Raw genomic sequence first — 13,016 nt, 5'->3', positions numbered from 1 at the left:
GACTCCTCACCCTTCTATGAGCAGGACTCATCGATCGACCGCACTTGAGAGGGGACTCATGAGCGGCCCGACCGCCCCCGCCGGACCCGCCGGCGACGCCGGCCTCGAACTCCGCGAGCTGGAGTGCTTCCTCGTACTGTCCGAGGAGCTCCACTTCGGCCGCACCGGCGAACGCCTCTACGTCTCGCAGAGCCGGATCAGTCAGCTGCTGCGCTCCCTGGAGTCCCGGATCGGAGCGCGCCTGGTGGACCGCACCAGCCGCCGGGTCCACCTCACCCCACTGGGAGAGGAGTTCCTCACCTCCCTGCGCCCCGCCTACGACGCGCTGCGCGCCACGGTGGAGCGCGCCCGGACGGCGGCCCGCGGCATCGAGGGCCGGCTCACCGTCGGTTTCCAGGGGACCGTGGACGACCGGATCATGCGGGCCATCGACGCCTTCCACACCCGGCATCCCCGGTGTGCCACGGAAATCATGGAGATCCCACTCTGCGACCCGTTCGGTGCGCTGCGGAGCGGTGCGGTGGACGTGGCGGTGACGCTGCTCCCGGTCGCCGAGCCCGATCTCGTACTGGGCCCGGTGTTCTCGGCCCAGCCGCAGACGGTGGCGCTGTCCGTGCGGCATCCCCTGGCGTCCCGTGCGTCCTTGAGCGCCGAGGAACTGGCCGGGCTGCCCCTGATTTCCCCGAGCGGGCCGGCGCCGGTGTACTGGCGCACCGCACAGGCGCCCACCGCCACCCCTGAGGGCCGCCCCATACCCGCCGGCCCCAGGGTCAGCACCCTCCAGGAGGGCCTGACGCTCACGGCGGCGGGCCGGGGCGGAATGCTGCTGTGCCGACCGACGGCCGACTATCACGGGCGCCGTGACGTCGTTTTCGTTCCGCTCACCGGACTTCCGGACTCGGTACTGGGTGTGGTGCACCACGCGGCACGGGAAACCGCCCGGGTCCGTGCCTTCACCACCGCCGTGCAGGACGTGACGGCGGTCACCTCGCCCGCCCACCGAACGCCGTGAACGACCAAGCACAGCAGGGGATGTGACGTAGGACTCACGTCGCGCGGCTCACGTGGCCGGGCTCACGTCGCGGCCGTGCCGTGCGGTGCCGGGCGCGCGGTTTTCCGGGGAAAACGCGAGACCCCCGGTCTCCGGATTTCTCCGGAGACCGGGGGTCTCATCTGTGCGCGAGGGGGGAGTTGAACCCCCACGCCCTTTCGGGCACTGGAACCTGAATCCAGCGCGTCTGCCTATTCCGCCACCCGCGCATGGGTGCTGCCGGTTTATTCTCTCACGCGATCCGGGCCGTTCGGTCCGGGTCTTGCGGGAGCGCCTTCCGACATCGAGAACATTAGCACGCTGGTGGGGGTGGCTTCACACGCCTTTCCCCCGGTCCCGGGCCTGCGGAGGCCCGGGGCACTCCGGGGTCTCGCCGCACGTTGACCGGAGGGCTCCCGGGGCGCTGGCCGGAGTCGGCCCCCGCCCCCTCGGGCGGGTCGACGGTTGCGGGACACTGGTAACGGGGCACATCTACGATCGCAGTGCACAAGAAGCGGCGTGAGGAGAGCGGCGGAACGACGACGGGCACCGGGCAACCCTGTGGTGGGCGACACTCGTCCTCCAGGCAGGAAAGGGGAACCAGCCGATTTCCCGGCGCGTGGATACGATCAGTAAGCAGTATCAGGGCGACCCTGAGGAAGACTGAGGAAGGAGGTGCCCCGTGGGAGTACTGAAGCGCTTCGAGCAGCGACTCGAAGGTCTCGTCAACGGCACCTTCGCCAAGGTGTTCAAGTCCGAAGTGCAGCCCGTTGAGATCGCCGGTGCGTTGCAGCGCGAGTGCGACAACAACGCCAGCATCTGGAACCGCGACCGCACGGTCGTCCCCAACGACTTCATCGTCGAGCTGAGCACTCCGGACTACGAGCGGCTGAGCCCGTACAGCGGCCAGCTCGGCGACGAGTTGGCGGGCATGGTCCGCGACTACGCCAAGCAGCAGCGGTACACCTTCATGGGCCCGATCAAGGTCCATCTGGAGAAGGCCGAGGATCTCGACACCGGCCTGTACCGCGTCCGCAGCCGCACCCTCGCCTCCAGCACGACCCAGGACCGGCCCGGCCAGGCCGCGGCGGCCCGCGCCACCGGCGCGCCGAACCCTCCCGGCGGCCATGTGGCCCCGCCCATGCCGTCGTCGCCACCGCCCGGTGCGCCGCCCGTGCCCCGGGCGGCAGCGCCCGGTGCCGGACCGCAGCCGTACGCGCAGACCAGGCGCTGGATCGAGATCAACGGCACCCGCCACCAGATCTCACGGGGCACCCTGGTGCTGGGTCGTAGCACCGACGCCGACGTGCGGATCGACGACCCGGGAGTCTCCCGGCGACACTGCGAGATCCGGGTCGGACCGCCCCCCACCGTCCAGGACCTGGGTTCCACCAACGGGATCGTGGTGGACGGACAACACACCACTCGCGCTAATCTCCGCGACGGCTCGCGGATCGTCGTGGGCAGTACCACCATCGTTTACCGGCAAGCCGAAGGGTGAAGCGGGGCCAATGTCAGAGCTGACCCTCACGGTCATGCGGTTGGGTTTCCTCGCCGTACTGTGGCTGTTCGTCATCGTGGCCGTTCAGGTCATCCGCAGCGATCTGTTCGGCACGCGCGTCACACAGCGCGGCGCCGCCCGACGCGGCGGGCCCGAACCGCGTACCCAGCGCCAGGCCGCTCCCCAGCAGCAGCGCCGCCAGGAGAGCGGCGGCCGCGGCGCGGGCCGGCAGCGGCGCGGAGCCCCCACCAAGCTGGTGGTCTCCGAAGGCACGCTGGCCGGCACGACCGTCGCCCTCCAGGGCCAGACGATCACGCTGGGGCGGGCCCACGACTCCACCATCGTGCTGGACGACGACTACGCGTCCAGCAGGCATGCCAGGATCTACCCGGACCGTGACGGCCAGTGGATCGTCGAGGACCTCGGATCCACCAACGGCACGTACCTTGACCGGACCCGACTGACGACCGCGACTCCGATTCCTCTGGGAGCCCCGATCCGCATCGGCAAGACCGTCATCGAGCTGCGGAAGTAGTACGACATGAGCGAGCGGAGCGAGCGAGCCGTAACGGTCCACTCGGCGGACCCGGGCGTGCTCCCGACCGGAGGGTGGGCAGTGTGGCTCGACGAGACCGGCTGTACCCCGAGCCGACGGGTGAGGTGCGCATGAGTCTGTCGCTGCGCTTCGCCGCCGGATCGCACAAGGGCATGATCCGCGAGGGCAACGAGGACTCCGGCTACGCCGGGCCCCGCCTGCTCGCCATCGCGGACGGCATGGGCGGCCAGGCCGCCGGTGAGGTCGCCTCGTCCGAGGTGATCTCCACACTCGTCCAGCTCGACGACGACGTTCCCGGCTCCGACATCCTCACCTCGCTGGGCACCGCCGTGCAGCGCGCCAACGACCAGCTGCGGGTGATGGTCGAAGAGGACCCGCAGCTGGAGGGCATGGGGACGACCCTGACCGCGCTGCTGTGGACGGGCCAGCGGCTCGGCCTGGTGCACGTCGGGGACTCGCGGGCGTACCTGCTGCGGGACGGGTTGCTGACCCAGATCACCCAGGACCACACATGGGTGCAGCGGCTGGTCGACGAGGGCCGGATCACCGAGGAGGAGGCCACCACCCACCCGCAGCGGTCACTGCTGATGCGGGCGCTGGGCAGTGGCGACCACGTCGAACCGGACCTGTCGATCCGCGAGGTCCGGGCCGGGGACCGGTACCTGATCTGCTCGGACGGGCTGTCCGGAGTCGTCAGCCACCAGACGCTGGAAGAGACCCTGGCCGGCTACCAGGGGCCGCACGAGACGGTGCAGGAGCTGATCCAGCTCGCGCTGCGCGGCGGTGGGCCGGACAACATCACCTGCATCGTCGCCGACGTCCTGGACGTGGACGGCAACGAGGCGGCCGCCGGGCAGCTCAACGACACCCCGGTGGTGGTCGGTGCGGTCGCCGAGAACCAGAACCAGCTGAACGACCCCAGCACGCTCCAGACGCCGGCGGCACGCGCCGCCGAGCTGGGCCGCCGGGACACCCCGCCGGCTCCGGGGGGTGCCTTCGGGCCGCCCGGGAGCGGGGGCCCGGAGGTCGGCGGGATGCCGCAGGGCTCGTTCGGCGCGTTCACGGACGAGGACTTCCTCAAGCCGCGACGACGCGGCAAGTGGCTCAAGGCGTCGCTGTTCACGGTGCTCGCGCTGGGTGTGCTCGGCGGCGGGCTGTACGCCGGCTACCAGTGGACGCAGACGCAGTACTTCGTCGGCGCCAAGGACGACCACGTCGCGCTGTACCGCGGCATCAGCCAGGACCTGGCGTGGATCAAGCTGAATGCGGTCGACGAGGACCACCCCGAGATCGAACTCAAGTACCTGCCGGTGTACCAGCGCAACCAGGTCAAGGAGACCATCGCGGTCGACAACCGCAACCAGGCCAGCGAGAAGGTCACCGAGCTCAGCAAGCAGGCCAACGCCTGCCAGGCCAAGGAGCAGCGGGAGGCCGCCGAGCGGGCGGCCGCGGCCGCCAAGGGCAAGGACGGCCAGACCGGCAAGCCCGGCAAGCCCGGCGGCAAGACGGGCACGGCCGCCGGTAACGGCGTGACCGGCGCCCTGTCCGCGACGGCCGGCACCACCCCCACACCCACCCCCACCCAGACTCCCTCCGAGGAGCAGCAGAAGCTGGAGAAGAATTGCAGCACCCAGCAGTGAGGGCGTAGGGGGCCGGAGACTTCATGAGCAGCACAACGACCACGACGACCGTGGGTACGTTCGGCGCCCCGAGCCGTCGCAACACCGAGCTGGCCCTGCTGGTCTTCGCGGTGCTGATCCCGGTCTTCGCCTACGTCAACGTCGGTCTGGCGAAGGACGGTTCGGTGCCCGCCGGGGCACTGGGCTACGCCCTGGGGCTGGGACTGTTGGCGGGGGTGACGCATCTCGTCGTCCGCAAGTGGGCGCCGTACGCGGACCCGCTGATGCTGCCCATCGCGACGCTGCTGAACGGTATGGGGCTGGTGTTCATCTGGCGGCTCGACCAGGAGCCGTCGCTGGGGCCTGCGATGGCGCCGAACCAGCTGATGTGGTCGACGCTGGGTGTCGCCCTGTTCATCGGCATCCTGATCTTCCTGAAGGACCACCGGGTCCTCCAGCGCTACACCTACATCTCGATGGTGATCGCGCTGGTGCTGCTGATTGCGCCGATGTTCTTCCCCGGTGTGAACGGCGCGAAGATCTGGATCACGATCCCGGGGCTGGGTTCGCTCCAGCCGGGCGAGTTCGCGAAGATCATCATCGCGGTGTTCTTCGCCGGCTACCTGATGGTGAAGCGGGACGCGCTGGCGCTGGCCAGCCGCCGTTTCATGGGGCTGTACCTGCCGCGCGGCCGTGACCTCGGTCCGATCCTGGTGGTCTGGGCGCTGAGCCTGATGATCCTGGTCTTCGAGACCGACCTGGGAACGTCGCTGCTGTTCTTCGGCCTGTTCGTGGTGATGCTGTACGTCGCCACCGAGCGGACCAGCTGGATCGTGTTCGGTCTGCTGCTCAGCGGCGGTGGCGCGGTCGCCGTCGCGACGTTCGAGTCGCACGTCCAGGTCCGGGTCCACAACTGGCTCAACCCGCTGGAGCTGCTCAACGGCGGTGTCACCGAGACCGCACAGGCGATGTACTCCTTCGGGTCCGGCGGCATCCTCGGCTCCGGGCTCGGCCAGGGCTACTCCCGGCTGATCCGGGGCATCGCGCCGAAGAGCGACTACATCCTCGCCACCGTCGGCGAGGAGGTCGGCCTGGCCGGCCTGATGGGCATCCTGCTGCTGTACGGTCTGCTGATCGAGCGCGGTATCCGTACGGCGCTGGCAGCCCGTGACCCGTTCGGCAAGCTGCTCGCCGTCGGCCTGTCGGGCGCCTTCGCGCTACAGGTCTTCGTCGTCGCGGGCGGTGTGACGGGCCTGATCCCGCTGACGGGTATGACGATGCCGTTCCTGGCCCAGGGCGGTTCGTCCGTCATCGCCAACTGGGCGCTGGTGGGGATCCTGCTCCGGATCAGTGACACCGCGCGCCGTCCCGCCCCCGCCCCCGCCCCGTCCACCGACGCCGAGATGACCCAGGTGGTCCGCCCGTGAACAAGCCCCTGCGACGGGTCGCGGTCTTCTGCGGCCTGCTCGTCCTTGCCCTGCTCATCCGCGTGAACTGGGTGCAGTTCGTCCAGAGCGACCAGCTCAAGAACGATCCGCACAACCGCCGGGTGGCGATCGAGCGCTACAGCACGCCGCGCGGCAACATCATCGTGGACGGCAAGGCCGTCACCGGTTCGACGACCACGGACATCGGTGACTTCAAGTACAAGCGCACCTACAAGAACGGCAAGATGTGGGCGCCGGTGACCGGCTACGCGTCGCAGGCGTTCGACTCCAACCAGTTGGAGAAGCTGAACGACGCGATCCTGACCGGCACCGATGACCGGCTCTTCTTCAGCCGCACGGTCGACATGTTCACCGGCGGCAAGCAGAAGGGCGGGAACGTGGTGACCACCCTCGACGCCAAGGCCCAGAAGGCGGCCTTCGACGGGCTCGGGGACAAGAAGGGCGCGGTGGTGGCGCTCAACCCGGAGACCGGGGCGATCCTGGCGCTGGCCAGCACCCCGTCGTACGACCCGTCGACCTTCGCGGGGATGAGCAACAAGGACGCCGACGCGTACAACGCGCTGCAGAAGAAGAACGACCCGGACGAGCCGATGCTGAACCGGGCGCTGCGGCAGACGTACCCGCCCGGCTCGACGTTCAAGGTCGTGACGGCCGCCGCGGCGCTGGAGAACGGCCTCTACACCGATGTCGACGCCAAGACCGACTCGCCGGTGCCGTTCATCCTGCCGGACACCGCGCACCAGCCGCTGAACAACGAGGGCAGCATCGCCTGCGAGAACGTGTCGCTGCGGGAGGCGCTGCGGCTCTCCTGCAACACCGTCTTCGGCAAGGTCAGTGCGGACCTCGGCAACGCGAAGATGAAGGCCGAGGCGGAGAAGTTCGGCTTCAACAACGCGAAGATCGACACTCCGGTGCGGGCCGCGGAGAGCGTCTTCCCGAAGGACAACCGGCCGCAGAACGCGATGGCGGGCATCGGGCAGGCGTCGAACCGGGCCACGCCGCTGCAGATGGCGATGGTCGCGTCGGCGGTCGCCAACGGCGGGAAGCTGATGAAGCCGTACATGGTCGAGCAGCTGGTGGCGCCGAACCTCAACGTTGTGCAGCAGCACACGCCGCAGGAAATGAGCCGGCCGCTGAAGCCGGAGAACGCGCAGAAGCTCCAGAGCATCATGGAGACCGTGGTCCAGGAGGGCACGGGCACCTCTGCCAAGATCCCCGGGGTCACGGTCGGTGGCAAGACGGGTACCGCGCAGCACGGTACGAACAACAAGGACAATCCGTACGCCTGGTTCATCTCGTACGCGAAGACCGCCAAGGGGACCCCGGTCGCGGTGGCGGTCGTGATCGAGGGGTCGGACACCCTCCGCGACGACATCGCCGGCGGCAAGCTCGCCGCTCCGATCGCGAAGGGCGTGATGGAGGCGGTCATCGAAGGCGAGCGGTGACGCCGGTCATGGCGATACCGGTCACGTATCAGGTTGCGGCTCCGGTCCGGTCCGGTACGGCGTGCCGGGTACGGTATGCCCGGGCAGCACACCGCCGGACCACACACGGGTGCGGTCGGGACTGACGGAGAGGGCTGGAGAAGCTTATGGAAGAGCCGCGTCGCCTCGGCGGCCGGTACGAGCTGGGCTCGGTGCTCGGCCGTGGTGGCATGGCGGAGGTCTACCTCGCGCATGACACCCGCCTCGGCCGCACCGTGGCAGTGAAGACGCTGCGGGTGGACCTCGCCCGCGATCCGTCCTTCCAGGCCCGGTTCCGCCGTGAGGCCCAGTCGGCCGCCTCGCTGAACCATCCGTCGATCGTCGCGGTCTACGACACCGGCGAGGACTACGTCGACGGGGTGTCGATCCCGTACATCGTCATGGAGTACGTGGACGGGTCGACGCTGCGTGAGCTGCTGCACTCCGGGCGGAAGCTGCTGCCCGAGCGGTCGCTGGAGATGACGACCGGTGTGCTGCAGGCGCTGGAGTACTCGCACCGCGCCGGGATCGTGCACCGCGACATCAAGCCGGCCAACGTGATGCTGACCCGTACCGGCCAGGTCAAGGTGATGGACTTCGGTATCGCCCGGGCCATGGGTGATGCCGGTATGACCATGACGCAGACCGCGGCGGTGATCGGTACCGCGCAGTACCTCTCGCCGGAACAGGCCAAGGGTGAGCAGGTCGATGCCCGCTCCGACCTGTATTCGACGGGCTGCCTGCTCTACGAGCTGCTGACGGTGCGGCCGCCGTTCGTCGGGGATTCCCCGGTCGCGGTGGCCTACCAGCACGTGCGGGAGGAGCCGCAGCCGCCGAGCACCTTCGATCCGGAGATCTCCCCGGAGATGGACGCGATCGTCCTGAAGGCGCTGGTCAAGGACCCGGACTACCGCTATCAGTCGGCGGACGAGATGCGGGCCGACATCGAGGCGGCGCTGGACGGTCAGCCGGTCGCGGCGACCACGGCGCTGGGCGCGGTCGGTTACGGCGAGCAGGATCAGCCGACGACGCTGCTGCGGGCGCAGGACCCGGGCGGTCCGAAGACGTCGATGCTGCCGCCGATAAACCCGGACGACGGGGGCTACGGCTACGACGACCGCGGGGACCGGCGGCGGGGCGGCGGCCAGAAGAAGAGCAACCTCTCCACGATCCTGCTGGTGCTGGCGGCGATCCTGGTGCTGGTCGGTGCGATCTTCATCGGCAAGGCGATGTTCAGCGGCGGCAACAAGAACAACAGCATCTCGGTGCCCAACCTCGTCGGCAAGTCGCTGGCGGACGCTAAGTCCTTCGGCAACAACAGCTCCTTCACGGTCGTCAAGGGTGGCAGCAAGGAGTGCGACAACGCCAAGAAGGGCCAGGTCACCGAGCAGGACCCGGCGGACGGCACGAAGATCGACAAGGGCGCCACGGTCACGGTGACGATGTGCTCGGGTGCGGTGAAGGTGACCGTGCCTGATGTGAAGGGCATGCCGTTCGAGCAGGCGGAACAGGAGCTCAAGGGCAAGGGCTTCCAGAACGTCACCAAGGCGGAAGAGGTGTCCGACCGGACGCCGGGCGTCGTCACGAAGCAGAGTCCCGACGCGCAGTCCCAGTCGACCAAGGACACCCAGATCACGCTGACGGTGGCCAAGGCGGCACCGAAGGCGACCGTTCCGGACGTCAAGGGCCAGGACTACAACGCGGCGAGCAAGCAGCTGAGCGACCAGGGCTTCAAGGTCCAGCGGGGACCCGACCAGAACGTGACCGACCCGGCACAGAGCGGCAAGGTCGTTGCCCAGAGCCCGGACGGGAACCAGCAGGCGGCCCAGGGCTCGACGGTCACGCTGACGGTCGGCAAGGCCACGCAGGTGCCGGAGGTGCGGGGCAAGAAGGTGAAGGACGCCAAGCAGATCCTGCAGCAGGCGGGCTACACCAACATCCAGTTTGCGAACGGCAGTTCGCAGGACGACAACGCCATGGTCATCAACCAGGACCCGCAGCCGGGGACCCAGGGTGACCCCGCGTCGACCACCGTGAACCTGACCACCGCGGGTGGCAACGGCGGGAACAACGGCGGGAACAACGACGGCGGCATCTTCGGCGGCCCCTTCGGCTGGGGGAAGAAGCACTAGCACCGGTACGGCCTGTACGACGGAGCCCCGGCAGCCCTTGGAGGGCGGCCGGGGCTCCGTCGTGTGCGGGTCGCGCCGCAGGACTAGCGGAGTTCCTCGGGGGGTGTGCGGTCCGCGTTGACCTTCTCGGTGCGGACCAGTTCGCCCCAGACGATGTAGCGGTACTCCGAGGTGTAGACGGGGGTGCAGGTGGTGAGGGTGATGTAGCGGCCGGCCTTGTGCTTGCCGGATTCGGCCGGGACCTTGTCGAGGACGTTCACGTTGTACTTCGAGGTCTGCGGCAGCGTCGCGTAGACCTTGTAGACGTACCAGGTGTCCTTGGTCTCGAAGACGATCGGGTCGCCGACCTTGAGCTTGTCGATGTTGTGGAACTTCGCGCCGTGGCCGTCGCGGTGTGCGGCGAGGGTGAAGTTGCCCTTCTCGTCCTGCGGCAGGGCCGACTTGACGGGCTTGGTGTAGTAGCCGGCCACGCCTTCGTTGAGGATCTCGCTGTCGGTGCCCTTCTTGACCAGCACGTCGCCGTTGTCCATCGCCGGGACGTGGAGGAAGCCGATGCCGTCCTTGGTGTCCAGTTCACCCGGGCCCTTGGGGCGTTCCGGGGGTGACGCCGCCCACTGCTTGCGGACCTGGTCGCCCTGCTTGTGCGATTCGCGGTCGGCGAGGACGTTGGTCCACCACAGCGAGTAGACGACGAACAGTCCCAGGATCAGGCCGGCCGTGATGAGCAGTTCACCGATGACGCTGACGACGGTGGCGAAGGTCTGCCACCTCTGGCGTGGCTCCGGTGACGTCGCGGACCGGTCGTGGTCCTCGTCGATTCCGCTGGCAGTCACCGCGTAGCTCCCCTTCAGTTGTCCGCTCAGCCGGCGAGCGCTTCCGGTTTGCCCTTGCTCCGCGGCCGCTCGTCAACCATCTTGCCCCAGACGATCAAACGAAAGGTACTGGTGAATTCCGGGGTGCAGGTGGTCAGGGTGATGTAGCGCCCGGGGCCGGTGAATCCCGATCCGGGCGGCACCGGGGTGATCACGCTGGTGTTGCTGGGAGAGGTCTGCGGGAGGACGCTCTCCATCTCGTAGGTGTAGTAGGCGCTCTGCGTCTCCACGACGATCTTGTCGCCCTTGGTGAGGCGGTTGATGTAGCGGAACGGCTCGCCGTGGGTGTTGCGGTGGGCGGCGACGGCGAAGTTGCCGGTCTTGTCCCAGGGCATTGCGGTCTTGATGCCGCTGGCGGCGTCGTAGTGGCCGATCATGCCGTGGTCGAGGACGGAGTGCTTGTCGATGCCTTCGGCGATCGGGGCCTTCACGTCGAGTTTGGGGATGTACATGATGCCGAAGCGCTCGCCGACCGCGAGGTTCTTCTTCTCGCCGCCGCCCTTCTCCCACTGCTGCTGGAGGTTGTTGGCGGCGCCGCCGGCCTCCTCGTCGGCCATCACGTTCGTCCACCACAGCTGGTAGGTGACGAACAGCAGCATCAGCACTCCGAGGGTGATGAACACCTCGCCCAGCGCGCGGCTGGCGATCAGGCCGGGGCTGTCCTTGGCGGCGCGCTGGGCCCGGCGGGCCTCGACCCGGCTCATGGGGGGCTTGGGTGCCTCGGCTGCCGTTGCGGTGGAGGCGGAAGCAGCGGTGGCGTGGGAGCCGCGTCGACCGTGGCGGCCGCCGCGCTTGGCGGACGCCTGGGCGGCCTTGCGGCGGGCCGCGCGGCCACCCGTCTCCAAGGCGGTCGTGGTTTCACGTGAAACAGCGGTGGCGGCGTCGGTTTCACGTGAAACCGACGCGCTGGTTTCACGTGAAACAGCGTCGCTTCCGGACTGCTCGGCCTGGCGCAGCGCCATGGTCTCGTCGTCCGACCGCGGCGGGGCGTCGACCGGCGCGGGACGCCCGGACCGCCCGGAACGTGACGGAAGCAGCGGGGGGATCGTGGGGAGGGGCGCGGTGAGGGCCTCCGCGGCCCCGTGCGGGCCGGATATCGGCCCGGCGGGTGCCGCGTAGCCGCCGCGGCCGAAGCCGCCGTTCACCTGGCCGTAGATCTCGGTTTCGGGGCCGTATGCGGGCGCGGGCCGGGGCGCGGGCGGGGTGTCTCCGGTGCCGGGCTTGCGGTGCCGGGCCGACCGTCGCGGGCCCGGCATCTCGGGCTGGGGGGAGGCCGGCGAGTCCTGGCGGGGCCGGAACCAGGGGGAGCCTGCCGCCCCGGCTCCCCCACCGGACGGCGCGTCCTGTGCGTACGGTTCCGGGTGCGGCGCCGCCGATCGGCCGGGCAGGGGGTCGTTCAGCGGGTCGTCGAGCTGCCCCACCGCCGTCTCGAACGCGTCGGACCGGCCGTACGGGTCGGTGGGCGCGTACGGCTCGTGCGGTGTGTACGGCGGGTCCTCGTGCGGCTCGTAGGGCCGCCCTTCGTGTTCGGGGCGCAGCGCGGTCACACGCCGGCCTTGCCGACCACCGGGGCAAGCCCCGCCGAACGCTCCACCGCCTCCTTGTCGCCGCATTCCACGAGCCAGTTGGCCAGCATCCGGTGTCCCCATTCCGTCAGTACCGACTCGGGGTGGAACTGCACGCCCTCCACGGGGAGTTCACGGTGCCGCAGGCCCATGATGATCCGGCCGCCGGGGGCGTCGTCGGCCTCCGTCCAGGCGGTGACGGTCAGTTCGTCGGGGACGGTGTCCGGTTCGACGGCCAGGGAGTGGTAGCGGGTGGCGGTGAAGGGCGAGGGCAGTCCGGCGAAGACGCCGGCGCCCTCGTGGAGGACGGGCGAGGTCTTGCCGTGCAGCAGTTCGGGGGCCCGGTCGACCACCCCGCCGTAGGCGACCGCCATCGACTGGAGGCCCAGGCACACGCCGAACACCGGGACGCCGGTGTCCGCGCAGTGACGGACCATGTCGACGCAGACCCCGGCCTGCTCGGGCGTACCGGGTCCGGGGGAGAGCAGCACGCCGTCGAAGCCGTCCTGCGCGTGGCGAGGAGCGACCTCGTCGTTGCGCAGCACCTCGCATTCAGCACCGAGCTGGTAGAGGTACTGGACGAGGTTGAAGACGAAGCTGTCGTAGTTGTCGACGACGAGAATCCGTGCGGTCATCGGGTGGCTGCCATCCCTTGGTCGACAGTGACGTCATTGAAGGGGAGCAGTGGCTCCGCCCACGGAAAGACCCACTGGAAGAGCACGAAGACCACCGCCAGGGCGAGCACCACGGAAAGCAGCGCCTTCACCCACGTGGTGCCCGGCAGATGCCGCCAGATCCAGCCGTACATGCTGTCGCTGTCCCCTTGCCGA

Annotated in this window: 11 protein-coding genes and 1 tRNA gene; 7 read left to right on the top strand and 5 right to left on the bottom strand. The window is 69.2% G+C overall.

Translation table 11 applies throughout. The annotated features are described in order from the left end of the window. Positions 1–58 precede the first annotated feature (58 nt). Positions 59–1,012, top strand: coding sequence for a LysR substrate-binding domain-containing protein (locus ACFVT2_RS02190; protein ID WP_390010980.1), 954 nt, complete (start codon positions 59–61; stop codon positions 1,010–1,012). A gap of 164 nt (positions 1,013–1,176) precedes the next feature. Here ACFVT2_RS02190 and ACFVT2_RS02185 read toward each other — a convergent pair. Next, positions 1,177–1,260, bottom strand: a tRNA-Leu gene (locus ACFVT2_RS02185). A 452-nt stretch (positions 1,261–1,712) separates the two neighbouring features. Between ACFVT2_RS02185 and ACFVT2_RS02180 the strand changes: the two genes are divergently transcribed. From ACFVT2_RS02180 to pknB, 6 genes are all read left to right on the top strand, one after another. Beyond that, positions 1,713–2,531 (top strand): FhaA domain-containing protein, encoded by an 819-nt coding sequence (locus tag ACFVT2_RS02180; RefSeq protein WP_390010978.1) that lies wholly within the window; start codon positions 1,713–1,715, stop codon positions 2,529–2,531. Between the two features lie 10 nt (positions 2,532–2,541). Further along, positions 2,542–3,066 carry an FHA domain-containing protein gene (locus ACFVT2_RS02175; protein ID WP_390010977.1) on the top strand — a complete coding sequence of 175 codons (525 nt, stop codon included), beginning with the start codon at positions 2,542–2,544 and terminating at the stop codon, positions 3,064–3,066. Between the two features lie 131 nt (positions 3,067–3,197). Further along, positions 3,198–4,727 (top strand): PP2C family protein-serine/threonine phosphatase, encoded by a 1,530-nt coding sequence (locus tag ACFVT2_RS02170; RefSeq protein ID WP_390010975.1) that lies wholly within the window; start codon positions 3,198–3,200, stop codon positions 4,725–4,727. 23 nt (positions 4,728–4,750) lie between these two features. Then, complete coding sequence (locus tag ACFVT2_RS02165) at positions 4,751–6,133, top strand: FtsW/RodA/SpoVE family cell cycle protein (protein WP_390010973.1); 1,383 nt, start codon at positions 4,751–4,753, stop codon at positions 6,131–6,133. Beyond that, positions 6,130–7,599: a peptidoglycan D,D-transpeptidase FtsI family protein gene (locus ACFVT2_RS02160; protein ID WP_390010971.1), complete on the top strand. Its 1,470-nt coding sequence runs from the start codon at positions 6,130–6,132 to the stop codon at positions 7,597–7,599. The genes ACFVT2_RS02165 and ACFVT2_RS02160 overlap by 4 nt, the downstream gene beginning before the upstream one ends. A gap of 146 nt (positions 7,600–7,745) precedes the next feature. Continuing rightward, positions 7,746–9,749 (top strand): Stk1 family PASTA domain-containing Ser/Thr kinase, encoded by a 2,004-nt coding sequence (pknB, locus tag ACFVT2_RS02155; RefSeq protein WP_390010970.1) that lies wholly within the window; start codon positions 7,746–7,748, stop codon positions 9,747–9,749. Between the two features lie 83 nt (positions 9,750–9,832). Here the strand turns inward: pknB and ACFVT2_RS02150 are convergent, their stop codons facing one another. Genes ACFVT2_RS02150 through ACFVT2_RS02135 form a run of 4 tightly spaced genes read right to left on the bottom strand, consistent with a single transcriptional unit; the run spans position 9,833 to position 12,994 of the window. After that, on the bottom strand, positions 9,833–10,582 hold the full coding sequence (locus ACFVT2_RS02150) for a class E sortase (protein WP_390010969.1): 750 nt from the start codon (positions 10,580–10,582) through the stop codon (positions 9,833–9,835). 26 nt (positions 10,583–10,608) lie between these two features. After that, on the bottom strand, positions 10,609–12,168 hold the full coding sequence (locus ACFVT2_RS02145; RefSeq protein ID WP_390010967.1) for a class E sortase: 1,560 nt from the start codon (positions 12,166–12,168) through the stop codon (positions 10,609–10,611). Next, positions 12,165–12,821, bottom strand: a complete 657-nt coding sequence (locus tag ACFVT2_RS02140; RefSeq protein WP_390010965.1) for an aminodeoxychorismate/anthranilate synthase component II — start codon at positions 12,819–12,821, stop codon at positions 12,165–12,167. Before ACFVT2_RS02140 ends, ACFVT2_RS02145 begins: the two co-directional genes overlap by 4 nt. Further along, on the bottom strand, positions 12,818–12,994 hold the full coding sequence (locus ACFVT2_RS02135) for a hypothetical protein (protein ID WP_344574830.1): 177 nt from the start codon (positions 12,992–12,994) through the stop codon (positions 12,818–12,820). Before ACFVT2_RS02135 ends, ACFVT2_RS02140 begins: the two co-directional genes overlap by 4 nt. Between the last annotated feature and the right edge of the window lie 22 nt (positions 12,995–13,016).

The organism is Streptomyces sp. NPDC058000 (genome assembly GCF_042886435.1).
Taxonomy (GTDB): Bacteria; Actinomycetota; Actinomycetes; order Streptomycetales; family Streptomycetaceae; genus Streptomyces.
Note: the sequence above shows the minus strand (reverse complement) of the source record. Positions and strands in the feature narration are given on the sequence as shown.

Excerpts from the sequence above, each read along its gene's own strand:
- ACFVT2_RS02190 (WP_390010980.1), top strand. The coding sequence starts at position 59 with ATGAGCGGCCCGACCGCCCCCGCCGGACCCGCCGGCGACGCCGGCCTC.
- ACFVT2_RS02175 (WP_390010977.1), top strand. The coding sequence starts at position 2,542 with ATGTCAGAGCTGACCCTCACGGTCATGCGGTTGGGTTTCCTCGCCGTA.
- ACFVT2_RS02170 (WP_390010975.1), top strand. The coding sequence starts at position 3,198 with ATGAGTCTGTCGCTGCGCTTCGCCGCCGGATCGCACAAGGGCATGATC.
- ACFVT2_RS02165 (WP_390010973.1), top strand. The coding sequence starts at position 4,751 with ATGAGCAGCACAACGACCACGACGACCGTGGGTACGTTCGGCGCCCCG.
- pknB (WP_390010970.1), top strand. The coding sequence starts at position 7,746 with ATGGAAGAGCCGCGTCGCCTCGGCGGCCGGTACGAGCTGGGCTCGGTG.
- ACFVT2_RS02140 (WP_390010965.1), bottom strand. The coding sequence starts at position 12,821 with ATGACCGCACGGATTCTCGTCGTCGACAACTACGACAGCTTCGTCTTC.
- ACFVT2_RS02135 (WP_344574830.1), bottom strand. The coding sequence starts at position 12,994 with ATGTACGGCTGGATCTGGCGGCATCTGCCGGGCACCACGTGGGTGAAG.